This window comes from Nocardia sp. NBC_01009, from assembly GCF_045208035.1.
GTDB lineage: Bacteria > Actinomycetota > Actinomycetes > Mycobacteriales > Mycobacteriaceae > Nocardia.
On record NZ_CP108695.1, the window covers coordinates 2,359,343 to 2,384,122 of the forward strand.

A 24,780-nucleotide genomic window follows, 5' to 3' on the forward strand; every position below is an offset into this window, starting at 1 on the left:
TGAAGTGCGCGCTTGCTCTCGACTTTCGAGAGCCCGGTCATCACCCGGAGCACCCCACCGCTGCTGGAGGGTTGCCGTCCAGCAAGCCGGGGCTTCGCGCTGGCACTCATGACCTGATCGGCATCATAGCTGGCGGTCGGTCGACGATCGAAATCGTCGTGGAAACTCACCGGGTTGCGGTGGCCAGCGGTACGCAGCAGATGCGCACGAACTCGTCGAAGGTGGAGAGGAACGCGGTGCGGCCCGCCAAGGCCGCTGCCGCCGGGTCGCCGTCGTCGAAGATGTCGACCGAACATTCCATCCCGAGCTGACCGATCAGCTGCCAGGTGCCGACGATCAGCCGCACCTCCAGTGCGTCGGGCTGGGTCTGGAGTCGCTCGGCGAGCACCTCGGCGATCGCGGCGGTCTTGTTGTCGGCGTGCTCGAGGCTGCGCGCACTGACCGACGGACTGCTGCGCAGGATGCGCTGCATTTGCTGGAACTGCCGGAACGACAGCATCATGTCGTTTCCATCTACCGCCTGGTCGACGGTCCGTAGGAAGGCTTCACGCAGCGCTTGCAGCTCGTTGCCGGTGACCGGGAGTCCGCGCAGGGTCTCGGCGACAGTGCGGCCGAAGTCCTTGATCGGCCCGAGGATGATGTCCTCTTTGCTGTCGAAATACCGGTTGATCGTGCGGGGTGAGACGTCGGCGGCATTGGCGATCTGCTCGACGGTGGTGGCATCGAAACCGTGCGCGTCGCAGAGGTCGAGTCCGACCTCGATGATGCGCAACCGGGTTTGCTGCTTCTTGCGCTCGCGCAGGCCGGCAGGCGCCGGATTTGCGGCCCGGTCCTGGTCCAGGTCCTGGTTCGACTCGGCGCTGGCAGGGGAGTCCGCTGCTGCGCTCGCGCCGGTCGGCGTTGATGACTCGAGCATCCTTCCACTGTATCGCAACTGGGACTTTTCGTGTCGTTAGCGGTCAAATGTCGGATTGCGACATTTTTCCCTTGACGACAAATGTCTGACAATGACAGGATGGCGTCACGACTTCGAGTTTCAAGGAGATCAAGGTGACCGAGACTGCGACAGCGGTAGACGTTCCGGGAAAACAAGGCAGTTCGGCGCGCTGGTGGGCCCTGGGGGTGATCGCATTGGCCCAGCTCATGGTGGTGCTGGATGCCACCATCGTGACCATCTCGCTGCCGTTCGCACAACGTGATCTCGACATCAGTGATGGCAACAAGCAATGGATGCTCACTGCCTACACGCTGATCTTCGGCGGTCTGCTGTTGCTCGGCGGCCGGCTCGCCGACTACCTCGGCAGGCGCCGGATCTTCATTGTCGGTCTCGTGGGATTCGCGGCGGCCTCCGCGCTGGCGGGTCTCGCGCAGAACGGTGTGGAGCTGTTCGCCGGCCGCGCGCTGCAGGGCGCGTTCGCGGCTTTGCTTGCGCCGGCGGCACTTTCGCTGCTCTCGGTCACTTTCACCGAGGCCAAAGAACGCGCGACCGCGTTCGGTGTCTTCGCCGGAATCTCCGCGGGCGGGGCCGCGCTCGGGCTGATCGCGGGTGGCGCGCTCACCGAGTACGCCTCCTGGCGCTGGTGCCTGCTGGTGAACACCCCGATCGCCATTCTCGCTCTGGTCGGCGCGCTGGCCTTTGTGGTGAAGGACATACCGGCCCCGCGCACCGGCGGCTACGACGTGCCGGGTGCCGTCACCGTGACACTCGGCCTGATCGCGATCGTGTACGGCTTCAGCCGCGCCGCCGACGACGGCTGGCTGGCGGGCAGCACCCTCGGGCTGCTCGTCGCGGGTGTCGCGCTGCTGATCGCATTCGTCGCGATCGAGCGTCGCTCTTCGAATCCGCTGCTGCCGCTGCACATTCCGGGTGAGATCAACCGCGGCGGTGCCTTCCTCGCCGCGCTGCTCATCCCGATCGCGATGTTCGCGATGTTCCTGTTCCTGAGCTACTACTTCCAGATCACGCTCGGCTACTCGTCGCTGAAGGCCGGCTTCGCGTTCCTGCCGTTCCCTGCGGGCATCGCGATCTCCGCCGGTGTCACCAGTGCGCTGCTGCCGAAGCTCGGCCCGCGGCCGCTGATGGTGGCGGGCGCCGTGCTCGGTGTCCTCGGTCTGCTGTGGCTGGCGCAGTTGAGCTATGGCGACAGCTACGCGGCGAGTGTGCTGCCCGCGCAGGTGCTGATCGCGCTCGGCATGGGTCCGCTGTTCGTCGGCATGCAGACCGTCGCGCTGCATCAGGTCGAGGAAGAGGACTCTGGTGTGGCAAGTGCCTTGCTGAACGCTGCGCAGCAGGTCGGCGGCGCGGTCGGCACCGCCCTGCTGACCACCATCTCGGTGCAGACGGCCAAGTCGTTCGCGGAGGGCAATCCGACGCTCGACAACCTGGTCGCCCGTGCCTCGATCCACAGCTACGACGTGGCGTTCTATGTCGGCGCCGGTTTCTTCCTCGCCGCGGTCCCGGTGATCGCGTTCATGATCAGGGACAAGCCGCAGAACCTGATCGAGGGCTCCGAGGACGGCGCTCGGGTCCACGTCGGGGTCTGAGATCTTCCTCTCACGGCATCGGAAGTCCGCGTATCGCCTCCGCTCGGTGGCGATACGTGGACTTTCTTTTGCCCGCCGCAGGACACGCCGTGGTGACGGGCACAACGCCGCGTCGGTCGTCGGCTCGCGTGTGATCGCGGCCACTCCCGACCTACTTGTCGGTAACCATTTCGGGCGCGCTCACTCGGGGGGCTGCCCGCGCGGTGAGATCCTCACCAGCAGTACGCTTGTCTTGTTTGCACCACACGTTCCGCGGACAACGCGGGGCATATACGTTGTCTTTGGAACAGCTGGGGTCCGCTCACAAGTGTTCGCCTGGCCGTGCAATGAGGGCACCATCCTAGGAGGACACGAAGATCCATGTCCAAGATCAAGGTTGAAGGCACCGTCGTAGAACTCGACGGCGACGAGATGACTCGGATCATTTGGCAGTTCATCAAGGACAAGCTGATCCACCCGTATCTCGACGTGAACCTCGAGTACTACGACCTCGGCATCGAGTACCGGGACAAAACAGACGACCAGGTCACCATCGACGCCGCCAACGCCATCAAGCAGCACGGCGTCGGCGTGAAGTGCGCCACCATCACCCCGGATGAGGCGCGCGTCGAGGAGTTCGGCCTGAAGAAGATGTGGCGGTCGCCCAACGGCACCATCCGCAACATTCTCGGCGGCACGATCTTCCGCGCCCCGATCATTATTTCGAACGTCCCGCGCCTGGTGCCCGGCTGGACCAAGCCGATCATCATCGGCCGCCACGCCTTCGGCGACCAGTACCGCGCCACCGATTTCAAGGTGTTCCAGGGCGGTACTGTCACCCTCACCTTCACCCCGGACGACGGCAGCGAGCCGATCGTGCACGAGGTCGTGAAAATGCCCGAGGACGGCGGCGTCGTGATGGGCATGTACAACTTCAAGAAGTCCATCGAGGATTTCGCGCGCGCATCGCTCAACTACGGACTCGCGCAGAACTACCCGGTGTACATGTCCACGAAGAACACCATCCTGAAGGCCTACGACGGCATGTTCAAGGACACCTTCCAGGAGGTCTTCGACGCCGAGTTCAAGACCCAGTTCGACGCGGCGGGGCTCACCTACGAGCACCGGCTGATCGACGACATGGTGGCCTCCTCCATGAAGTGGGAGGGTGGCTACGTCTGGGCCTGCAAGAACTACGACGGCGACGTGCAGTCCGACACGGTCGCGCAGGGCTTCGGCTCGCTCGGCCTGATGACGTCGGTGCTGCTGACCCCGGACGGGCGCACCTGTGAGGCCGAGGCCGCACACGGCACGGTCACCCGGCACTACCGCCAGCACCAGCAGGGCAAGCCGACCTCGACCAACCCGATCGCGTCGATCTTCGCCTGGACGCGTGGTCTCGAGCACCGCGGCAAGCTGGACAACACCCCCGAGGTGATCGGCTTCGCGCAGACTCTCGAGGACGTCGTCATCAAGACCGTCGAAGGCGGGCAGATGACCAAGGACCTGGCCGCGCTCGTCGGCGGCGACCAGGGCTACCTGACCACCGAGGAGTTCCTCGGTGCGCTCGACGCCAATCTGGCCCGCGCCCTGCGCTGACCGGACTCCCACCACTCCCGGCGCTGGAACATTCCGGCGCCGGGCGCGAACAAACGGGCACCCGCACCACGCCGCGGGCGACTGCATGCCGGTCGCTCGGATCGGCAAGTGGTACGGGTGCCCGAACTGTTTGCGGCTCGAGCCGGTCAACTCCGCTCGGAGGCTGCGGCCCCGAGGCACGGCGGCCAACCTGCGCCGTCATTTCGCGAGCGTCATCGGTGTGTCACCCGCCGAGTACCGGCGCACCTTCGAACGCCGCGAGCCACTGCATTCCGGCTGAGCGCCGGATTGCCCGGTGGCTGCTCGAACGGGTCGTTCGCGGGATGACCTGCGCGATAACTCGACGCTGAGGTGGGCGAACTCACGTTTGCCCGGGAAGCGGAAGGGCCGGGCGGGCGGTTACATGAATACGTGACCAGTCCCGTAGCCCCGCCGCCCATCGCACCAGTCGAGGCCGAACGGAGGGATTGGCACATCCCGGCGATGCTGGCGCTGGCGCTCGGCGGCTTCGGGATCGGGACGACCGAGTTCGTCACGATGGGTTTGCTGCCCGACATCGCGAGTGCCATGGGTGTGTCGGAGCCGACGGCAGGGCACGCGGTGTCGGCGTATGCGCTGGGCGTGGTCGTCGGCGCTCCACTGATCGCCGCCCTGTGCGCCCGGGTGCCGCGCAAGCGTCTGCTCGTTGTGCTGATGGTGGCGTTCACCATCGGAAATGCCTTGACCGTGCTCGCCCCGACGTTTGCAACCCTCGTTGTCGCACGTTTCATCGCCGGCCTGCCGCACGGCGCCTATTTCGGCGTTGCGTCGCTGGCCGCCGCGACCCTCGCCCCGGTGGGGCAGCGTGCCAAGGCTGTTGCTGCGGTTATGCTGGGTTTGAGCGCCGCCAACGTTGTCGGCGTTCCCAGTGCCACCTGGTTGGGCCAGCATCTCGGCTGGCGGGACGCCTTCGTCGTGGTCGCGGCGATCGGACTGGCGACTGTGGCCGCCCTTCTGCGTTACGTGCCGGAGCTCACCGGCATCAGAACCACTAACCCGATGACCGAACTCGGTGCGCTGCGCCGCCCGCAAGTTCTGCTGACTCTGCTCGTCGGCGCGGTCGGTTTCGGCGGCATGTTCGCCGTCTACACCTACATCACCACCACGCTCACCGACGTCGCCGATATGCGAGCGGGTCTGGTCCCGCTTGTCCTCATGCTCTTCGGCCTGGGCATGGTGGCAGGCAACATCGTCGGCGGCGTCCTGGCCGACCGTGGCGTCGATTTCGCGATCGTCGCCGCCCTCGGTGCGATGGTCGTCATCCTCGCGGGATTCGTTGCCGCCGCACACAACCCGTACACCGCCGCCATCGGCGCCTTCCTCATCGGCGCCTCGGGCGCGGCACTGGCCCCTGCCCTCCAGACCCGGCTGATGGACGTCGCCGCCGACGCCCAAACCCTCGCCGCTGCCCTCAACCATGCCGCCCTCAACATCGCCAATGCCGCGGGCGCCTGGCTCGGCGGCCTCGTTATCGCCGCGGGCCTCGGTTACACCGCTCCCGCGACCGTCGGTGCGGGCCTCGCGGTACTCGGTGTTGTGCTGTTCACCATCACCGTCTGGACTTCGCGGCGCACTGTGCACTCCTGACGTTCCGTCGGCCGGGCGAGTCCTGCGGCTGGGTGTGGAAACGCCGTGGGGAAGGCACTACCGCTCATGGTCTGCTGGTGCGTTGCTGCCCGTCACGGCCGACGCCTGTTGCGGCGCGGGCCGAACAGTGCCGGAAGAGTTGCTCGGCGTCGTAGGGTCGGCGTAGCGAAGTTGCAGCGAGCCCGTCACACCGAGGACCTTCGACCGGTAGGGAGTAATCGTGGCCGATACGTTCCATCCGCTCGATCCGCTGTCGTCCGACGAGTTCCGTCGAGTTGTCGCCGTGCTGACCCGTACATACGGCGTCGGCCCCGGCTGGCGGTACGCGTCGATCGAACTCGCCGAGCCGTCGAAGCCCGAGATAGCAGCGTTCGATGCCGATGCAGCGGTGCCCGACCGCAACGCGCACGTGGTGTGTTTCGAGCGGGCCGAGAACAAGACCTACAAGGCGCTCGTCTCGCTGACCACCGACACCGTGCTGTCCTGGACGCACCTGCCTGGCGTGCAGGCGAACTTCACCCTCGACGAATGGGAGGAGGCCGACGCGGCGCTGCGCGGGCATCCCGAGGTGATCGAGGCCTTGGCCGCGCGGGGGATCACCGACATGAGCCTGGTGTTCATGGACACCTGGACCTACGGTGACGCGGTGCTGCCGCCGCAGTATCGAGGTCGCAGGCTCGGCTGGTCCGATACCTGGGTCAGGGCCGCCGACGGCGCGAACCCCTATGCCGGGCCGGTCAACGGATTCCACTGCATCATCGACATGAACACCATGGAGTTACTCGAGATCGAGGACACCGGCACGGTCGACACACCGGAGATCATGGGCGAGTACGTCCCTCGCCACATCCCGGACCGGATTCGCGCCGCGAGCACCCGGCAACCGTTGCGCCCCTTGGAGATAACGCAGCCGGATGGGCCGTCCTTTGCAGTGGCGGGCAATAAGGTCGAGTGGCAGAACTGGTCGCTGCGCGTCGGTTTCAACTATCGCGAGGGCATGACACTGCATGCGGTCAAGTACAACGACGGCGGCCGGATCCGCTCGATCGCGAACCGGCTCTCTTTCGCGGAGATGATGGTTCCGTACCGGGATCACTGCACCGACCACTACCGCCGAACGGCCTTCGACATCGGTGAGTGGGGCATCGGATTCATGACCACCTCGCTCGAATTGGGCTGCGACTGCCTCGGCGAGATCCGTTACCTCGATGCGGTGGTGCACAACAGCAGTGGTGAACCCGTCACGATCAGGAACGCCATCTGCCTCCACGAAGAGGACAACGCCGTCCTGTGGAAACACGTCGACCATCACGCGGGCGCCGAGGTGCGTCGAATGCGCAGGCTGACAGTGTCCTCCCACGTCACCGTCGCGAACTACGAGTACCTCGTCTACTGGCGCTTCTACCAGGACGGCAATATCGAGTGTGAGGTCCGTGCGACCGGAATTATGGTTGTCGGTCACTTCCCGGCAGGCGGTGCGCACCCGCATGGCACATTGGTCGACCAGCGCACCTACGCGCCGTTCCATCAGCACTTTCTGGTTGCCCGCCTGGATCTCGACATCGACGGCACCGAGAACACGGTCTACCGCAGCGAGACCGAGATCGTCCCGATGGGACCGGATAACCCCTACGGACTTTCGTTGCGGCAGAACAACACTCCCTTGCGCACCGAAGCCGAAGGAAAGCAGGACTTCGACTGGTCGACCCAGCGCGTCTGGAAAGTGGCAAACGACAACACCACCAACGGACTGGGCACCGCACCGGCCTACAAGCTGGTGCCGGGGGGCGCGATTCCGGCCATGTTCGATCCGCGATCGCCGATCCTCGCGCGCTGCAAGGCAATCGAGCACACCTTGTGGGTCACCCCGAATTCTCCCGACGAGCGCTGGCCCGCAGGAGAATTCGTCACCCAGAGCAAGGTCGATCACGGGCTGCCCGAGTGGACGGCGGCGAACCGGTCCATCGTGAACACCGACGTAGTGCTCTGGTACGTCTTCGGCATCCATCACATCACCCGCCCGGAGGACTGGCCGATCATGCCGGTGGACACGGTGAACTTCTGGCTCAAACCTGTCGGCTTCTTCGACCGCAATCCCGCGCTCGACGTCGCACCGACTCCGCCGAAAGCCTGCCACCAGCGCCCATGACAGCGCTTCGGTCGAGTCAGCGGTGGTCGGGCCTGCCGAATTCGCCGACGATGCGCGCCAGCGCGCGGATCTGATCGGTTTCGGACTCGCTGTGCCAGACCAGCGCCCAGCGGAGCAGGTGTGCGTCGGCGATGGGGAGATAACTGACGCCGGGCCTGTAGTACCGGGGCAGATGGTCGGAGACGTTATGGATGGCGCCGTCGGAGCCCAGCACGGACTTGGACATGTTGTCACCGTTCGACACCGTCGAGATCCGTTGGATGGCGCGGCCTTTGACCCCGGCCAGTTCACGGTTCTGCGACACCGCCGCGACCATCGGCTCGGTGAACAGCGTCGGCCCCACGGTGAGGTCGGGCTCCTCGACCGGCAGCCAGGCGATGACGACGTCGGTCTCACCGCGGCGCAGCGGGCCGAACGGGTCGGTGAACGAAATGGACCGGATCTGCAGCACGAATTCGGGGTGTCTGGTGCGGAAGGTCTGCCAGATCGAGCGGTAATCGTGGGCGTTCCCGCCGATAATGCCGATGCGCAGCATCGTGGAGGCACTGCCCGCGGCCGACCGCGCCCGGTCCAGCGCCTGTCGCACATCGCGATACGCCGGAAGCAGGTCGGCGCACAATTGCGTGCCGAGCGGTGTCAGTCGGATATTGCGCGGGTTGGTGCGATCGACGAGAAGCGCGCCGAGACGGCGTTCCTGGCCCTTGATCGACTGACTGATCCGCGCCTGGGACAACTGCAATCGCTGCGCGGTGCGGCCGAAGTGCAGCTCCTGGGCCAGCGTCAGGAGAATCTCTATGTCCCGCAGTTCCACGGCATTACCGCCTTCCGTTGTCGCCCGGTTCGCGCACTCGTGCAACGCCGGGAGTGGGAGATCATTCCGAGCACCTGATGCGTCGCTGCCGGGACCGACCCCTCGAAGGTCGCGACGGCGAGCAGTGGCCGGGCGGTGTCAGTGCACCTTTGCGAAGAAGCCGCGGATGTCATCCAGCAGCAGGTCGGGCACCTCGTGGGCCGCCCAGTGACCGCCGATCTCGTATTTGTTCCACTGCACGATGTTGGCGTGGTCGCGTTCGGCGAACTTGCGTGGCGGCGTGAAGTCGTAGCCGAAGGAAGCCAGTCCGATCGGCACGGTCGTCGGCGCGTCCGCGTCGCTGGTTTCGAAGGAGAACCGGGCCGAGGGCGCCGCGGTGCTGGTGAACCAGTAGATCGAAATATTGGTCAGCAGCTCGTCCGGTGTCATCGAATCGGTGAGCACCTGCCCGCTCCAGGTGGGTTGTCCGCTCCACGCGATCAAGGCTGCGGGCGAATCCGTGCGCGCCCGGCCGATGGCCTGCCGTTGTGCCCGCCATGCGGAGTCGTGGATGGCGTTTTTGAGGAACTGCTGCCCGAAACCCATCAGCTTCAGTTCGAAGTCACTGAGCCCGTTCAGCTCGTCCGGTTCCCCCTTGGCGAAGGAGAAAATCTGGTCGACGTGCACGCCGATCACCTTGTCCGGGGCGAGTCTGCCCATTTCCGGCGCGACGATGGCGCCGCCGTCGTTGCCGTGCACGCCGAACCGGTCGTAGCCGAGTCTGGCCATCAGTCCGTTGAAGACGGCGGCGACCCGAACCGGATGCCAGCCGGCTCGATCCGCCGGCTTGGAGAACGCGAAGCCGGGGTAGGACGGGATGACGACATGGAAAGCATGGGCGGGGTCGCCGCCGTGCGTGCGTGGATCGGTCAACTCGTCGATCAGGCCGAGAAATTCGGTGAAGGAGCTGGGCCAGCCATGGACGAGAAGCAGTGGTGTCGCGTCCGGTTCCGGGGAGCGGACGTGCACGAAATGAATGTTCTGTCCATCGATCTCGGTGGTGAACTGGGGAAAACTGTTGAGCCGCTGCTCTTGTGCGCGCCAGTCGAACCGATCGCGCCAGTATTCGAGAAGCGGTTGCACGTATGACCGCGGCCCCCGGTAGTCCCAGCTGAGCTGGACCGGCAGCTCGAAGTCGGCATTACCCACGAGCTCGTCGAAGGGAGCCTCCGACCGGGTGTTCGCAAGGTGCTGCGCCAGATCATCCAGGTCGGCCTGGGGAATTTCGATACGGAACGGTCTGATCTCTGGCACTGCCTTAGCCTGCGAGAATGGCCTGTCGGGAACAACACCGAGTTCCCGATCAGTTTGGCTTATCGACCTGTCGCGCACCGAGGCGTCGGGGCCGGCGAATCCCCCTGGGGGCGGCGGGGCTGGCGATGCTGAGCAGGCGGTCGACGAGGGTGTCGACATACTCGTCGCGGAGGGGGCCGGTGCCGAACAGGGTGCGGGTGTACATCGGCGCCAGGACCATGTCGACGACCTCGAGCACCTCGGGGGCGGCTTCGCCGCGAGCGGTGGCCCGGTCGAGCATGCGTTGGATCTGATCGACGCGGTCGGCGAGGAATCGGTCGCGGGTTTCTTCGCCTGCCGCGCCGGTATCGATGAGCGCGAGGATCGTGCGCAGCAACGCAAGTCCGTTGGGGCCGCTCACATCTCGGGCCGCATTCGCCGCGTAGGCGCGCAGGTCGCCGTCGAGGGTTCCGGTGTCGGGGATCGCGGACTCGGTGGTGAGTCGATCGACCGCAACCTCCATGGCCAGCGCCTCGAGATTGCCCCAGCGGCGGTAGACGCTCGTATCGGCCACACCCGCGCGGGCCGCGACCTCGGCGACGGTGAAGTTCCCGTATCCGCGTTCGGCGACGAGTTCGGTGACCGCCCGGTGTACCGCCGCGCGGACGCGGGCGCTGCGACCGCCGGGGCGGCGGGTGCGTTCCTCCATGCCGACCACTTTAACGCAGTTAGCACTTGCGTTTACGCGGTCGCGGTCGCTACTGTTCAATTAACGCCGTTACGAACTGCGTTTAGGAGCTGGACTGCACCGACTCGGCACTCCTGAGCGTCGTCCGGCGAACCAATCCTCTTGGCTGTCACCATCTTCTGGAGCATCACATGAACGCCATGATCAACCGCATAGACCGCGCCATCGACATGACCGCCGCCGTCGTTGCAGGAATCCCTGCCGACCGCATGAGCGCGCCGACCCCGTGCGTCGAGTGGGACGTCCACTACCTGCTCAACCACCTGGTGGGCGGCATGAATATCTTCGCCGCGCAACTCGAGCGCGAGGACCCTGACCGAGGCCACCACGACGACTGGCTCGGCGCAGATCCGCACGGGGCGTACACCGCTGCGGCCGTCGCCGACAGCGCGGCGTGGCATCGCCCCGACGCGCTCGAACAGACCGTGCGCCTCGGATTCGGTGTCGTGCCCGGTCCCATGGCCGCGGTGATCCACCTGACCGAAGTACTCGTGCACGGCATCGACCTCGCGATCGCCACCGATCAGGAACAGCTGCTCGACCAGCAATTATGTGGCGAGATGCTGGCGATCATGCGCGACATGGGTGTCGACAACTTCCGCACACCCGGCATGTTCGGACCCGAGCTCCCGGCGTCGGGCGATGCCCCCGCGCATCGGAAGCTGTTCGCTTACCTCGGCCGGACCTGGTAGGCGGCTGCCTCGCCTCCGCTCGGCCCGGCGCGATTGTCGACGGACGGTGTCCGGCAGTGTCACCCAGGCGGCTGCCTCGCCTCCGCTCGGCCCGGCGCGATTGTCGACGGACGGTGTCCGGCAGTGTCACCCAGGCGGCTGCCTCGCCTCCGCTCGGCCCGGCGCGATTGTCGACGGACGGTGTCCGGCAGTGTCACCAGGCGGCCGCCTCGACAATTCGGCTCCATGGGTTGATCCAACGTGCCGGCTCAGCTTCGGTGACGTGGCGATGTCGGAACAACCGCCGAATTCGCGCACGGCTGATCAGTTCTGCTTATCGGCCGTGGTGGATGGCGGACGGGCCCGGCCCGCGTGAACATACAGATCTGTATGTAAGTGTAGAATCGCCGGAATGACCAGGTCCGCAGCGCCCAAACAGCAGCGCCGCACGCAGGAGCAGCGTAGCAGCGAGATGCGTACGCGGCTGCTCGATGCCACCATCGACTGCCTGGTCGAGTACGGATACGCCGGGACGACGACACCCCGGGTAGCCGAGCGTGCCGGGGTCACCCGCGGGGCTCAGGTTCATCATTTCGGGTCGAAGACCGATCTGGTGGTGGCAGCCATCAGTCACCTGGCGCAATTGCGCGCGGAGACCGCGATGCGAGAGATGTCCAAGATCGAGAGCGTCGACGATCCGGTCGGCGCGGCCTTGGACTCGCTGTGGGAACTGCACCAGGGACCACTGTTCATCGCGACCGCAGAGCTCTGGGTGGCGGGACGGACCGACCGGGTGCTCGCCTCGGCCATGGAGAAGGTCGAGCCGTTCGTGAACAACGCCGTGCTGATGGCGGTCGCCCGATTCGTGCCGGATGAGATGCGGCGTAAGGAAGCTCGGGACTTCGTCTATACCGCGATGGACGCGCTGCGCGGAATCCTGGTGTCCAACTTCATCGATCCGGATACCGAACGGGCGCATCGGCGTTGGCGGCGGGCCTCGGTGCACCTGCGTGAGATCGCGACCGCCGCACTTGCCGCACACCGTCCCGTCGAGAAGTCCGAATAGTCACGGCCGCTTTCCGCCCGATCGCCGTGTCTGCGGCGCCTGCCTGTTTCAGTGTTGCCGGGGCGGTAGGTGTGCGCCGTCCTGGTGAGTGGGCAGCGCCGGCGAACTGATGTGCCGGATCTCGCCTTCCGGGCCGGGCGCCGACAATGTCCGGCCTGTCGAACTCGACTCCGGTGACGTGGCGGGCCGGCATCTCGCCCGACGGATTGTCGTGCTCGTCTAACACCGGCTGGTCGATGTCGTCCTCGCGGCGGTACGGCTCGATGGCGCAACATACGCGACTGGCTGTATGTCCGGACCGATCGGTCTGAGCTGGCAACTGTGTCGAATGCCCGGCTATACGGGTCAATGACCTTGCGGCCTTACATACAGCTCTGTATGTTTGTTTCTGTCCGGTCCGGCCGGATCGGTCACTGTCGGCTGCCACTGTCGGCTACGGCCGAGTGCACACCGGGGCAGGTACTACGTGAGGAGTTCGATGGCGAACAAGGTCTACGTCGTCGGCGTCGGCATGACGAAGTTCGAGAAGCCGGGCCGCCGCAAGAACGAAGACGGCAGCGATTGGGACTACCCGGATATGGCTCGGGAGTCGGGGACCAAGGCGCTCGCCGATGCCGGAATCGCCTACGGCCTCGTGGAGCAGGCCTATGTCGGCTACGTCTACGGCGAATCGACCTCGGGGCAGCGCGCGGTCTACGAACTGGGCATGACCGGCATTCCCGTTGTCAATGTCAACAACAACTGCTCGACCGGCTCGACCGCGCTCTACCTTGCGGCACAGGCGATTCGGGGCGGTCTCGCCGAGTGCACGCTGGCACTCGGTTTCGAGAAAATGCAGCCGGGCTCGCTCGGCTCCACCTGGGACGACCGCGAGCAGCCGATGGCCAAGCACATCATGGCGCTCGCCGAGATCTCCGAGGTGCTTTTCCCGGTGGCGCCGTGGATGTTCGGCGCCGCCGGCCGCGAACACATGAAGCAATTCGGCACCACCGCCGAGCATTTCGCGAAGATCGGCTACAAGAACCACAAGCACTCGGTGAACAACCCGTATTCGCAGTTCCAGGACGCATATTCACTCGACGACATCCTCGCCTCGCGAATGATCTACGATCCGCTCACCAAACTGCAGTGCTCACCGACCTCGGACGGCTCCGGCGCAGTGATCCTGGCGAGCGAGGACTTCGTGAACACCCACGACCTCGCCGCGCAGGCGGTGGAGATCGTCGGGCAGGCCATGACCACCGACTTCGCCTCGACCTTCGACGACTCCGCCAAGAACCTGATCGGCTACGACATGAATGTCCGAGCCGCACGCAAGGTTTACCAGCAGGCGGGCCTCGGCGCGGAGGACTTCCAGGTCATCGAGCTGCACGACTGCTTCTCCGCCAACGAACTGCTGCTCTACGAAGCCCTCGGGCTCTGCGGCGAGGGTGCGGCCGGACAGCTCATCGACGACAACCAGACCACCTACGGCGGCAAATGGGTCGTGAACCCCTCGGGTGGCCTGATCTCCAAGGGACACCCCTTGGGTGCGACGGGTTTGGCGCAGTGCTCCGAACTCACCTGGCAACTGCGCGGCACCGCGGACAAGCGCCAGGTCGACAACGTCACCGCGGCCCTCCAGCACAACATCGGCCTCGGCGGCGCCGCGGTCGTCACCGCCTACCAGCGGGCCGACCGCTGATCTGATCCGTCGCCCCGGCGAAAGTCAGGGCACACCAAGGCTATTCACCACTCGACGAGGAGTAACTCATGGGCCACATCGAAGCCACCAAGGACGTCAACGCCACCCCCGATGCGCTCTGGGCGGTCGTCTCCGACCCGAACAGCTGGGACAAGTGGTTCACCATCCACGAGCGCTTCATGGAGGAGCCGCCCGCCACCCTCACCGAAGGGGCCAAGCTGGTCGCGAAGATCGTCATGCTCGGGATGGCGAACAAGCTGGAATGGACCGTCGTCTCGGTGCAGCAGCCGAGCAAGCTCACCCTCGGCGGCACCGGCATGGCCGGTGTGAAGACCGAATTCACCTTCGATATCCAGCCCAAGGGCGACGGCGGCAGCACCATCCTGGTCTCCGGCGACTTCGAAGGCGCGCTGATCAAGGGTGCGCTCGGCAAGGCGGTCGAGAAGGACGGTCTGAAGCAGCTGGACAAATCCCTCGAGCAGCTCGACGCGCTGGCCTCGGTCTGATGCCGGATCGCGTCGAGCGAAGGAGAGTGCGATGACAGCGGAGGCCGCCGCAGCCCGGCTGGTCGAGTTCGACGACAGTGGGCTCGAAACCTGGTGTGACGATGAGCGATTCGAGGTCACACCGGAGCGGATCGCGGAATACGCGGCCGCGACCAATGATCCGATCGAGGCGCATCTCACCGGCAAGTCGGCCGCGCCGGTCTTCGGCATCGTGCCGGTCTTCGAAGCCATGATGATGCCGGTGATCGATGTCGCGCCGATGGACATCTTCGGCCGAGTCGTGCACGGGGAGCAGGATTTCCACTTCCATCGCGCGATCCAGCCGGGAGACAAGCTGGTCTCGCGGGCCAAGGCGACCGGGTACACCAGCCGCTCGAACGGCACCGCCATCACCATCCTCATCGAATGTCGCACGGAGGATGGCGAGGTGGTCAATGAGCAGTATCTGACCGCTTTCTTCCGCAACATCGACGCCGGCAAGACGGTCGGCGCCCCAGCGCCCGCACACAAGTTCGACGAGAGCCTGCGAGCGCAGGATCCGGTGGCGGTGGTGCCACAGCATGTGGATCTCGACCAGACCTACCGCTACGCACCGGCCTCCGGTGATCCGGTGCCGCTGCATCTGGACGAGCAGGTCGCCAAGGATGCCGGATTGCCCGGCATCATCGCGCACGGCCTGTGCACCATGGCTTTCGCCTCGTGGGCCGTGCTCACCGAGGTCGCGGGCTCGGATGTGCACCGGCTGAAGCGATTTGCCGTGCGCTTCGCCAAGATGGTCTTCCCCGGCGACGATCTGGAGACCCGGATCTGGCAGGTCGGCTCCGAGCGCGGCGTCACCACCTATGCCTTCGAGACCGTGCGCGGCGATGATGTCGTGCTCAGCGACGGCCTGGCGGAGATCGAGGACTGATCGCCGACGCTGCTCTGTCGTTTCGGACTGTGCGCCGGTCGACAGGGACGCCGACATAGCAGGCGTTTGCGGCTTCGGCCGGGAGCGCCGGGGGACGAGCAGAAACCGAACGCCGGGGGGACGAGGACAGGAGGCACTCCATGGGTGCATTGGAAGGACGGGTCGCCGTCATCACCGGCGCGGGTCGCGGCATCGGGCGTGAGCACGCCCTGCTGTTCGCTCGTGAGGGCGCGGCGGTGGTGGTCAACGACCTCGGTGGCAGCAATGCCGGTGAAGGCACCGATGTCGGTCCGGCGCAGGAAGTCGCGAACGACATCGTGGCCGCCGGCGGCAAGGCGGTCGCCAACACCGACAACATCGCGACGTGGGGCGGCGCGCGCAACCTCATCGAGCAGGCCGTTTCGGAGCTGGGCGGCCTCGACATCGTCATCAACAACGCAGGCATTCTGCGCGACAGCTTCCTCGCCGGCCTGGAGGAATCGCAGTGGGACGCCGTCGTCGCGGTGCACCTCAAAGGCCATGCCGCGGTGCTGCACCACGCGGCCGCGTACTGGAAGGCACAGTCCAAGGCGGGCAACCAGCCCAACGCCGCGGTCGTCAACACCGCGTCGGCCTCGGGCGTCACCGTGCCCAACGCCGGTCAGGCCAACTACGGGGCCGCCAAGGCGGGGATCGCGGCACTGACCCTGGTCGCCGCCGACGAGCTGGAACGCTACGGCGTGCGCGTCAATGCGATCGCCCCGATCGCTCGCACCCGGCTCACGCTGGCCACCCCCGGCATGGGCGCGATCCTCGGCGCCGAGGTCGAGGAGGGCGAATTCGATGCCTTCAGCCCGGCCAATATCTCGCCGCTGGTCGCCTACCTCGCGTCGGACAAGTGCCCGGTCACCGGCAAGGTTTTCGCAGTGCAGGGCGGAGCCATCTCCGAGCTGGCAGGCTGGCACGACGTGAAGACGATCGAGACCGAAGGGCCCTGGCTCATCGACGATATCGCCGCCCGGCTGCCTTGATCTCGCGCTGTCCGGCTGAACAAGTTTAGGAGAACGACGATGTTCGAATGGTCCGAGACCGACGAGATGATCCGCGAGGCGGTGCGTACCTTCATCGACAAGGAGGTCCGCCCCAACCTCGACGCGCTCGACAGCGGTGACATGTCGCCTTACCCGATCATCCGGAAGTTGTTCAGCGACTTCGGGATCGATGCCATGGGCGCCGATGCGGTCGAGAAGCTGCTCGCCAAGCAGCGGAAGAAAGAAGCGGCGATCGCGGCAGGCGAGCCGCTGCCGGAGAAGAAAGAAAAGTCTTCCGGTGGTAGCCCGTTCAGCGGTCAGGAATCGCTGATGGCGGTGCTCATCGGGGAACTCTCCGGCGTCTGCATGGGCATGGTCACCGCGATGGGCGTCAGCATCGGCCTCGGCGCGACGACCATCATGTCGCGTGGCACGCTGGCCCAGAAGGAGCGCTGGCTGCCCGACCTCGTGACCATGAAAAAGGTCGCTTCCTGGGCGATCACCGAGCCGGACTCGGGTTCGGACGCCTTCGGCGGCATGAAGACCTACGTGCGGCGCGACGGTGCGGACTACATCCTCAACGGGCAGAAGACCTTCATCACCAACGGCCCCTTCGCCGACGTGATGATCGTTTACGCAAAGCTCGACGAGGGCGACGGCGGCGACAAGCGTGAGCGCAAAGTGCTCACGTTCGTGCTGGACAAGGGCATGGAGGGCCTCACGCAGGGCAAGCCGTTCAAGAAGATGGGGCTGCACGCCTCGCCGACCGGAGAACTGTTCTTCGACAACGTCCGGCTTTCCAAGGACCGGCTGCTGGGGGAGACCGAGGAACACAAGGGCGGCGACGGCCGCGACAGCGCGCGCTCCAGCTTCACCGCCGAACGCATCGGCGTCGGCTTCATGGCGCTCGGCATCATCAACGAATGCCACCGGCTCTGCCTGGACTACGCCAAGAACCGCAAGCTCTGGGGCCAGGAGATCGGCCGCTTCCAGTTGGTCCAGCTCAAGCTGGCCAAGATGGAGATCGCCCGAATGAACGTGCAGAACATGGTGTTCAACACGCTGGAGCGGGGTCGGGCCGGTAAGCCGCCCACGCTTGCCGAGGCCTCGGCCATCAAGCTGTATGCCTCCGAGGCCGCCACCGAGGTGGCCATGGAGGCGGTGCAGCTGTTCGGCGGCAACGGCTACATGACCGAATACCGCGTGGAACAGCTTGCCCGTGATGCGAAGTCGCTGATGATCTACGCGGGCAGCAACGAGATCCAGGTGACCCACATCGCGAAGGGTCTGCTGGCCCGGTAGACAGATCGGCCCGGGTGCGTCACAACGGTGTGCGCGCCCGGGTGTGGTTCCGAAACATATTTCGATCTGTGGATGACGCTGACCTGTGGATATCCGTCGAGTCAGACCGCGCGCAGGTGGGTGCGGCTCGCGTAGATGTGTTCGGCGATGAGGGTGGCTATCCGGTCGGGGGCCTCCAGCATCGGGACGTGGCCGACGCCGTTGACCAGGATTCGGTCCGCGGAGTCGGGGAGTTCCTTCAGGAAGCGGCGCGCGTAGACGCGGTTGGGTATCACCCGGTCGTATTCGGCCATCAGCAGCCGTACGGGGGTGGCGAGCGTCGAGAGGTCTTCCAGCGCGGGGGCGCGCAGGTTGCCGACGATGAAGGGCAGCATGGCATCGCAGTGCAGTATCGCGGCGATCATGGCGGCGATATCGCGGCGGGGTACGGCCGCGGCGTTCTTGCTCAATGCCAGCAGCGCGAATCGTTGCACCAGTGCGTTGTGCACCGCGAATCCGCCGAGGCGCTTGCCGATTTCGACGATCGGCACCAGCGACAGGAACTTCAGTCCGGCCCGGAATTGGGTGAGCGACGGTAAGTTCCAGCCGCCTGCCGGTGCGATCGCGGTGAGCGTGCGGGCGCGCCCGCGCCGCGCCAATTCGAAGCCGACCCAGGCACCCAGTGAGTTGCCCGCGATATGGCACGTGCGCCAGCCGAGTTCGTCGAGCTGGTCCTCGATCCGGTCGGCCAGGGTGTAGGCGTCGACCGACCAGCCGTCGACGCCCCCACCACCCCAGTGTCCGGCGAACGCGGGCGCGAACACCTCACAGTTCGAGGACAACCGGATCGCCACCTGTTCCCAGCAATGCGGTGACAGCAGGAACCCGTGCAACAGCAGTACCGGATCGCCGGAACCCAGGTGCAGGGCCTTGATCGGCTGGGGATCGGTCGCGGACTTGGCGACAGCGGACGTGGTGGTGTGAGACGTCATCGTCGACACCCCTTCCTGGACGGCGGTGTCCGGGGAAATTCATCTGACCAGCATTGTACGGTCGTGAGGTGCCGACCATCATCTCAACGATCAACGTCAACGGCGTCCGCGCCGCCGCGGGCAAAGGCATGCTCGCCTGGCTCGCGTCCACCGAGGCCGACATCGTCTGCCTGCAGGAGACCCGCGCCACCGACGAGCAGACCAGAGCGGCGCTCGCGCCCGCACTGGCCGACGGCTGGTGGCTCACGCATGCCGAACCGGAGTCCAAAGGCAGGGCAGGGGTCGGCATCCTGTCCAGGCGCGAGCCGAAGGCTGCGCGAATCGGGTTCGGCAGCAACGAGTTCGGAGCATCTGGTCGCTATGTGGAGGCCGATTTCGATGATGTCACCGCGGCCAGCGTGTACGTGCATTCCGGTGATGCCGGCACGCCGCGCCAGGACGAGAAGTACCGCTTCATGGCCGAGCTCGGCGCCTACCTCACCAGCCGCACCGGCGAATTCGTGGTGAGCGGCGACTGGAACATCGCACCGTCGGAGCTCGACATCAAGAACTGGAAGGGGAATCTGAAGTCGGCCGGATTCCTACCGGAAGAGCGCGCCTGGATCCAGGAGTTGCTCGCCGCGGGTTATGCGGATGTGGTGCGCAGCCTGCATCCGGGCGTCGAGGGCCCTTACAGCTGGTGGTCCTACCGCGGCCGCGCCTTCGACAACGATTCGGGCTGGCGCATCGACTATCAACTCGCCCGCGGCGACCTGGCAGCCCGAGCCAAGCAAGCCGTCGTCGAGCGCGCCGCCGCCTACGATCAGCGCTGGTCGGACCACGCCCCGGTCACGGTGCAGTACCGATGAGCGACGGAAATATGTGCCCCCACACTCTTGTCATCGGTACGGTCGGTAGGTGGTTGCGATGATCGCAGGAAAGCGTGGCACGTACACGGTGCTCGGTGTCCTGGCTGTACTGATTGCGGTCGTCGGACTCATCGCGCTCAATCGTGGCGGCGACGGCGGCTCGGTCCTCGGCTCGGCGACCTCGAGCGCCCGCGGTGCGCCTACGACGCAGGCCAAACCACCTGCCGCGGGCAGTACCACGACACCGCTACTCGCGGGCACCACCGCACCGGCCGCGTCCCGCGCCCCCGGTGTGCCGGACCGCGCGTACGCGACCCTGGCCGAGATCGACGCGGGCCGCTGGCCGGACTCCGCGAACGCAGCCGGCACCAAGGGCGGTGATCGGTGGATGAATCGTGCGGGCACCCTGGCGGCCAGGGATTCCACCGGCAAGCCGATCACCTATCAGGAATGGGATGTGAATCCCAAGCAACGCAACCGATCCCGGGATGCCGAACGGATCGTCACCGGTAGCGACGGCTCCGCTTGGTACACCGGTGACCACTACGAGACCTTCGCGAGGATGCGCTGATGGCCGTGCCGATCCCGTTGTCGCAGTTCCTCGCCCGTCCCGGCGACGCCGAATCCGGTCCCGCCGCCGGTCCGGTCGCCGCACCCGCACTCGGTGCGCTCGCCATCGACGCCGCGGAGCTGAGCGCACTGCGCTATCGCGCTCCCTCCGGCTATGTGGTGCGCGAACTGCGCGGACCGAAGATGCACACCACCATGGGCGTTTTCGATGAGTTCGCCGCCGCGTTCCAATTCCCCTACTACTTCGGCGAGAACAAGGACGCCTTCGACGAATGCCTGCGCGACCTGGATGATTTCGTCGGCGAGGCAGCCGGATACGTTGCTGTGATTCGGAATTCGTCCTCGCTACTCATCGAGCAGCCGGACGAGCGTGAGTGGTTCGCCGAGGCCCTCGACGACTGCGCCGGTTACTGGTCGAGGAGGGACATCGTCTTCCGTGTCGTTCTCCAAGGCGAACCGATGCTTCCGAAGGCCGTTGCGCTGATCTCCGACATCGCGACGCTCTGACCTGTCGACGCCTCGGCACCGGCCCACTCGGTGACTTCGGTGCGGGACCCGCGCCCCGGTCAGGTCAGTCGGCGCGCGAGATCCTCGCCGAGCAGCACGAAGACATCGGTCGTGTGCTCGATGAGTTCGTCGCGGGTCAGCGGCAGATCATTCTGTAGCCAGGCGGTCAGGGTCTGGACGAGCCCACCGACGAGATAGGTGGCGCGGAAGTCGATCGAGGGGTCCGGCGGGTCGGCGACACCGTAGAAATCGATGCCCTCCGCGGCCACGAGCCGGGCGAAAACGCGCACCGTCTGATTCGTGCGTGCGCGCAGTTCCGGCGTCGCCATGCCCGCGACCAGCGCGACCTTGGCCTTGCGCGGGTCGTCGGTGAGCAGGTGGATGCCCGCGGTGATCGCGGCGTGCGCCTTGGCACGCGTATCGTCCGGCGCGGCGTGCAATGCCGTGACGATCGCGCCCGCCAATTCCTCGGCGATCCCGTCGACCAGCGCGCTCAGCACCGCGTCACGGCTGTCGAAGCTCTCGTAGTAGTACCGCTCGTTGAGCCCGGCCTGCGCACACAGTCCGGAGACGGTCAGCTTGGCGAGGCCATCGGTGCCGATGATCTCCAGCGCGGCGTCCAACAGTGCCGCGCGCCGTTGCGCGCGCCGCTCGTCTGCGGAGATTCCGCCGTAGGTCCGCTGTGCCACTGCTCGATTCTGACAGTGCCGGATCGGCCGCGCTGCAACGCGCCGGTATGGAATTGGTGTGGTCACAATTCTGGCATGATCCATTGCCAGAATTGAGATTCTGGTGGATGCTGTTGCCAGATGCGCTCGACGAGGAGGCAGCAATGTCCGCACCCGGTTATTTCGCCGACAATTCCATGGCACGGCGGGTCATGAGCAAGCGAGCGGTCGGGCTCACCTACGGGCAGCGTGCCCTGGTGATCGGGGCTGTGCACCCGCTGCTCTATGTCGGGACCGCCGAGAACACCGAGCATCGAATGACGCCCTACACCCGGCTCGCACTCACCGGCAAGCTGTTCGAGGCGGTGTTCCTCGGTAGCAAGGACGAGGCCGATCGGGCGCTGGCGTTCACGCGCAAGAAGCACGCCAAGGTGCGCGGGGCGCTGCCCGAAGACGCGGGTTCGCACCACCCGGCGGGCACCGGCTACTCCGCGGCCGATCCCCACCTGATGTTCATGACCATGGCGTTCACCTTCGATTCCGCCGAGGTCATGTACGACCTGCTGGTCCGGCCGCTGACCGATGGCGAACGCGAAGCGCTGTACCAGGACTACGTGCGCTGGGCGGAACTGTTCGGCATGCCGCGCGAGGCGGCGCCGGGCAGCTACCCGATGTTCCGCAGGTATTTCGACGCCTACCTCCGCTCCGACGAGCTGTTCCTCACCGACGAGGCCAGGCTGGTCGGCTCCTACCTGGCCGGGCAGCGAGTGCCCTATCCACAGCGAATGCCGTTACAGCAGGTCACCTCCGCGTTCTTCCTGCTGGTGCAGGGCAGCCTGCCCGCACGCATCCGCGATATGTACGGCATGCGGTGGGGGATCGCCGAGCAGGTCGCCTACGGCGCGCTCGCCACGGCCGTCCGCACGGCGCACATTGCTCCACCGTTGGTGCCGCCGGTGCTGCGTGGCACGTTGGCCGGTCCGAGTGCGCCGGTCTACCAGCTGGTGTCTCGGCGCGAACACGAACTGGCGCGTGCCGGACGCCCGAGCATGCCCGGCGTCGACCCGCGCAACTGGGCGGCGCGAAATTCCGCTTGAGCGCCGTGCGAAGATCGCAGTATGTCCAGTCCTGCTCAGACGACCCCGGCCGCTGAACGTAAACAGCGGGTACTGTCCGGGATCCAGCCGACCAGCTCGTCCTTCCATCTCGGCAACTACCTTGGGGCGCTGCAGTACTGGGTGACCATGCAGGACGACTACGACGCGCTGTACTTCATCCCGGACCTGCACGCCATCACCGTGCCGCAAGATCCCAAGGAACTGCGCGCACGGACGCGGGGCGCGGTAGCGCAGCTGCTGGCACTTGGCATCGACCCCAAGCGCTCCACCCTGTTCGTGCAGAGTCAGGTGCCAGAGCATGTCGAGCTGGCCTGGGTGCTCAGCTGCATCACCGGCTTCGGTGAGGCGAGCCGGATGACCCAGTTCAAGGACAAGTCGGTCAAACAGGGCGCGGAGAACGCAACGGTCGGGCTGTTCACCTACCCGGTGCTGATGGCCTCGGACATCCTGCTCTATCGCGCACATCAGGTGCCGGTCGGCGAGGATCAGCGCCAGCACCTGGAGCTGACCCGAAACCTGGCCCAGCGCTTCAACACTCGGTTCAAGAAGACCTTCGTGGTGCCGGAGGCGCACATCACCAAGGGCACCGCCAAGATCTACGACCTACAGGACCCCACCGCGAAGATGAGCAAGTCGGCCTCCTCCGATGCCGGCCTGATCAATCTGCTCGATGACCCGAAGATCACCGCCAAGAAGATCCGCTCTGCGGTGACCGACACTGAGCGTGAGATCCGCTATGACCTGGAGCAGAAGCCGGGTGTCAGCAATCTGTTGGTGATCCTGAGCTCGCTGAGCGGCACGCCGATCGTCACGCTGGAACAGGACTACGCCGGTAAGGGTTACGGCGATCTGAAGTCCGACGTCGCCGACGCGCTGGTCGAATTTGTCACGCCGTTGCGGGCGAAGGTGGGAGAGTACTTGGCAGATCAGGGCGAACTCGACCGCATCCTCGCCGCCGGTGCCGAGCGGGCGCGTGAGATCGCCGGCAACACCCTCGCACAGGTATATGACCGGGTGGGCCTGCTGCCCCGCTAGTTCGCGGGCGGCTCCACCACCGGCGACTGCTCGCAAGTCGGTCGAAACAACCCGGCGGGGTCTCTGTGAAGGGGCAACTGGTGCAGGCGATCGACAACATCAAGGCGTGGCTCGAGCGGCGGATCCAGCGGCGCCCCTGGTTGGACCATCTGGTCCGAGCGGGTGGGCGATACCAGCGGCAGCGGGGTGACTTCTACGCGGCGGGCATCACGTATTTCACGGTGCTGTCGCTGATTCCGCTGTTGATGGTCGCCTTCGCGGTCGCGGGGTTCGTGTTGTCCAGCCACCAGGAGTTGCTCACCGAATTGCAGGACAAGATCGTGGAGAACATGCCGGGCTCGCTCGGCGCCCAACTCAACGATCTGATCGATCAGGCCGTCCGCTCCAGGGGTACCGTCGGCACCCTCGGTCTGCTCGCCGGTGTCTATAGCGGTCTCGGCTGGATGGCCAACCTGCGCGCGGCGCTGACCGAGCAATGGGATCAGAAGAGCCCGGATGATAATTGGTTCCTGACCAAACTGTCCGACCTCGGCGCGCTGATCGGGCTCGGTCTCGCCTTCGTGGTGTCGCTCGGCCTGTCCGCGCTCGGCTCGAGCACCCTCGGTGCGCGACTGCTGATCAGCCTCGGTCTGTCCCATCTGCCCGGCGCGCGCCTGCTATTGATACTGGCGTCGATCCTGCTCGGATTCCTGGCGTCCTGGGCCGTCTTCGCCTGGATCATCGCGCGGCTGCCACGGGAACCGGTCACGCTGCGCAGTGCGGCAAGAGCGGCGGCCATTGCCGCCGTGGTCTTCGAGGTCTTCAAGTACGTGGCATCCATCTACCTGCAAAAAGTGCTGAACAGCCCCGCGGGCGCCGCCTTCGGTTCGATCATCGGTCTGATGGTTTTCAGCTACGTCACCTATCGCATCATCCTGTTCGCCACGGCATGGGCGGCGACCTCGTCGGACAATCTGCGGGAAGCCGAGATCGCCCCGCCCGCACCCGCGGTGATCGCACCACGGATGACAGGGCCGGGCTCATCGATGAGCACTGTCGCTGCTTCTTTCGGTGCCGGTGCCCTTGCCGCCCTCGCTCTTTCGGAACTGCGCAAGGTTTCCGGCCGCCGTCGCTGACCCGCTCTGCACGCCTTTTGGTCGTAGCGGACGGTCAGTAGGTGCGCGGAAGATGTTTGTGCCCTGGATAC

The 24,780-nt window shown here is 65.9% G+C and carries 23 protein-coding genes and 1 riboswitch; of the genes, 17 read left to right on the forward strand and 6 right to left on the reverse strand.

Going from position 1 to position 24,780, the window contains the following annotated elements; genetic code table 11:
• Nucleotides 1–3: 3 nt before the first annotated feature.
• A riboswitch (SAM riboswitch) is annotated at nt 4–114 on the reverse strand.
• Nucleotides 115–166: 52 nt separating this feature from the next.
• A complete protein-coding gene (locus OHA42_RS10375; RefSeq protein ID WP_406236552.1) occupies nt 167–916 on the reverse strand; it encodes a TetR/AcrR family transcriptional regulator in 750 nt (249 codons plus the stop codon).
• A 134-nt stretch (nt 917–1,050) separates the two neighbouring features.
• Between OHA42_RS10375 and OHA42_RS10380 the strand changes: the two genes are divergently transcribed.
• From OHA42_RS10380 to OHA42_RS10395, 4 genes are all read left to right on the forward strand, one after another.
• Nucleotides 1,051–2,544: an MFS transporter gene (locus tag OHA42_RS10380; protein WP_406236554.1), complete on the forward strand. Its 1,494-nt coding sequence runs from the start codon at nt 1,051–1,053 to the stop codon at nt 2,542–2,544.
• A gap of 360 nt (nt 2,545–2,904) precedes the next feature.
• Complete coding sequence (locus OHA42_RS10385; protein ID WP_406236555.1) at nt 2,905–4,122, forward strand: NADP-dependent isocitrate dehydrogenase; 1,218 nt, start codon at nt 2,905–2,907, stop codon at nt 4,120–4,122.
• Nucleotides 4,123–4,605: 483 nt separating this feature from the next.
• Nucleotides 4,606–5,748, forward strand: a complete 1,143-nt coding sequence (locus OHA42_RS10390; protein WP_406239263.1) for an MFS transporter — start codon at nt 4,606–4,608, stop codon at nt 5,746–5,748.
• A 217-nt stretch (nt 5,749–5,965) separates the two neighbouring features.
• Nucleotides 5,966–7,897 carry a primary-amine oxidase gene (locus tag OHA42_RS10395; RefSeq protein WP_406239265.1) on the forward strand — a complete coding sequence of 644 codons (1,932 nt, stop codon included), beginning with the start codon at nt 5,966–5,968 and terminating at the stop codon, nt 7,895–7,897.
• Between the two features lie 16 nt (nt 7,898–7,913).
• On the opposite strand, the gene OHA42_RS10400 is transcribed toward OHA42_RS10395, so the two are convergent.
• The 3 genes from OHA42_RS10400 to OHA42_RS10410 all read right to left on the reverse strand — a co-directional run bounded on the left by OHA42_RS10400 (nt 7,914) and on the right by OHA42_RS10410 (nt 10,689).
• Entirely contained in the window at nt 7,914–8,708 is a 795-nt protein-coding gene (locus OHA42_RS10400; RefSeq protein WP_406236557.1) for a LysR family transcriptional regulator, read from the reverse strand.
• Between the two features lie 138 nt (nt 8,709–8,846).
• Nucleotides 8,847–10,001 (reverse strand): epoxide hydrolase family protein, encoded by a 1,155-nt coding sequence (locus OHA42_RS10405; RefSeq protein WP_406236559.1) that lies wholly within the window; start codon nt 9,999–10,001, stop codon nt 8,847–8,849.
• A 49-nt stretch (nt 10,002–10,050) separates the two neighbouring features.
• Nucleotides 10,051–10,689, reverse strand: coding sequence for a TetR/AcrR family transcriptional regulator (locus OHA42_RS10410; RefSeq protein WP_406236560.1), 639 nt, complete (start codon nt 10,687–10,689; stop codon nt 10,051–10,053).
• 170 nt (nt 10,690–10,859) lie between these two features.
• On the opposite strand from OHA42_RS10410, the gene OHA42_RS10415 reads away from it, so the two are divergent.
• From OHA42_RS10415 to OHA42_RS10445, 7 genes are all read left to right on the forward strand, one after another.
• Nucleotides 10,860–11,420 carry a TIGR03086 family metal-binding protein gene (locus tag OHA42_RS10415; RefSeq protein WP_406236561.1) on the forward strand — a complete coding sequence of 187 codons (561 nt, stop codon included), beginning with the start codon at nt 10,860–10,862 and terminating at the stop codon, nt 11,418–11,420.
• A gap of 391 nt (nt 11,421–11,811) precedes the next feature.
• The gene (locus tag OHA42_RS10420; RefSeq protein ID WP_406236562.1) at nt 11,812–12,465 is read left to right on the forward strand and encodes a TetR/AcrR family transcriptional regulator; all 654 of its coding nucleotides are present in this window, start codon (nt 11,812–11,814) and stop codon (nt 12,463–12,465) included.
• A gap of 478 nt (nt 12,466–12,943) precedes the next feature.
• Nucleotides 12,944–14,149 carry a lipid-transfer protein gene (locus tag OHA42_RS10425; protein ID WP_406236563.1) on the forward strand — a complete coding sequence of 402 codons (1,206 nt, stop codon included), beginning with the start codon at nt 12,944–12,946 and terminating at the stop codon, nt 14,147–14,149.
• Between the two features lie 68 nt (nt 14,150–14,217).
• The gene (locus OHA42_RS10430; protein ID WP_379058490.1) at nt 14,218–14,655 is read left to right on the forward strand and encodes an SRPBCC family protein; all 438 of its coding nucleotides are present in this window, start codon (nt 14,218–14,220) and stop codon (nt 14,653–14,655) included.
• Nucleotides 14,656–14,686: 31 nt separating this feature from the next.
• Complete coding sequence (locus tag OHA42_RS10435) at nt 14,687–15,565, forward strand: MaoC/PaaZ C-terminal domain-containing protein (protein WP_406236564.1); 879 nt, start codon at nt 14,687–14,689, stop codon at nt 15,563–15,565.
• Between the two features lie 140 nt (nt 15,566–15,705).
• Nucleotides 15,706–16,575: an SDR family oxidoreductase gene (locus OHA42_RS10440; RefSeq protein ID WP_406236565.1), complete on the forward strand. Its 870-nt coding sequence runs from the start codon at nt 15,706–15,708 to the stop codon at nt 16,573–16,575.
• A gap of 39 nt (nt 16,576–16,614) precedes the next feature.
• A complete protein-coding gene (locus OHA42_RS10445) occupies nt 16,615–17,877 on the forward strand; it encodes an acyl-CoA dehydrogenase family protein (RefSeq protein ID WP_406236566.1) in 1,263 nt (420 codons plus the stop codon).
• Nucleotides 17,878–17,978: 101 nt separating this feature from the next.
• Here OHA42_RS10445 and OHA42_RS10450 read toward each other — a convergent pair whose 3' ends face one another.
• Nucleotides 17,979–18,848: an alpha/beta fold hydrolase gene (locus OHA42_RS10450; RefSeq protein WP_406236567.1), complete on the reverse strand. Its 870-nt coding sequence runs from the start codon at nt 18,846–18,848 to the stop codon at nt 17,979–17,981.
• Nucleotides 18,849–18,916: 68 nt separating this feature from the next.
• On the opposite strand from OHA42_RS10450, the gene OHA42_RS10455 reads away from it, so the two are divergent.
• From OHA42_RS10455 to OHA42_RS10465, 3 genes are read left to right on the forward strand one after another with little or no spacing between them, the layout of a single operon-like run.
• Nucleotides 18,917–19,696: an exodeoxyribonuclease III gene (locus tag OHA42_RS10455; protein WP_406236568.1), complete on the forward strand. Its 780-nt coding sequence runs from the start codon at nt 18,917–18,919 to the stop codon at nt 19,694–19,696.
• Between the two features lie 58 nt (nt 19,697–19,754).
• Nucleotides 19,755–20,267: a ribonuclease domain-containing protein gene (locus OHA42_RS10460; protein WP_406236569.1), complete on the forward strand. Its 513-nt coding sequence runs from the start codon at nt 19,755–19,757 to the stop codon at nt 20,265–20,267.
• Entirely contained in the window at nt 20,267–20,773 is a 507-nt protein-coding gene (locus OHA42_RS10465) for a barstar family protein (protein WP_406236570.1), read from the forward strand. The genes OHA42_RS10460 and OHA42_RS10465 overlap by 1 nt, the downstream gene beginning before the upstream one ends.
• Before the next feature lie 59 nt (nt 20,774–20,832).
• On the opposite strand, the gene OHA42_RS10470 is transcribed toward OHA42_RS10465, so the two are convergent.
• Nucleotides 20,833–21,462 (reverse strand): TetR/AcrR family transcriptional regulator, encoded by a 630-nt coding sequence (locus OHA42_RS10470; protein ID WP_406236571.1) that lies wholly within the window; start codon nt 21,460–21,462, stop codon nt 20,833–20,835.
• 107 nt (nt 21,463–21,569) lie between these two features.
• Between OHA42_RS10470 and OHA42_RS10475 the strand changes: the two genes are divergently transcribed.
• The 3 genes from OHA42_RS10475 to yhjD all read left to right on the forward strand — a co-directional run bounded on the left by OHA42_RS10475 (nt 21,570) and on the right by yhjD (nt 24,709).
• Nucleotides 21,570–22,538 carry an oxygenase MpaB family protein gene (locus tag OHA42_RS10475; RefSeq protein WP_406236572.1) on the forward strand — a complete coding sequence of 323 codons (969 nt, stop codon included), beginning with the start codon at nt 21,570–21,572 and terminating at the stop codon, nt 22,536–22,538.
• A 21-nt stretch (nt 22,539–22,559) separates the two neighbouring features.
• A complete protein-coding gene (gene trpS / locus OHA42_RS10480) occupies nt 22,560–23,594 on the forward strand; it encodes a tryptophan--tRNA ligase (RefSeq protein WP_406236573.1) in 1,035 nt (344 codons plus the stop codon).
• Between the two features lie 80 nt (nt 23,595–23,674).
• A complete protein-coding gene (gene yhjD / locus OHA42_RS10485) occupies nt 23,675–24,709 on the forward strand; it encodes an inner membrane protein YhjD (protein ID WP_406239267.1) in 1,035 nt (344 codons plus the stop codon).
• The last annotated feature ends 71 nt before the right edge of the window (nt 24,710–24,780 follow it).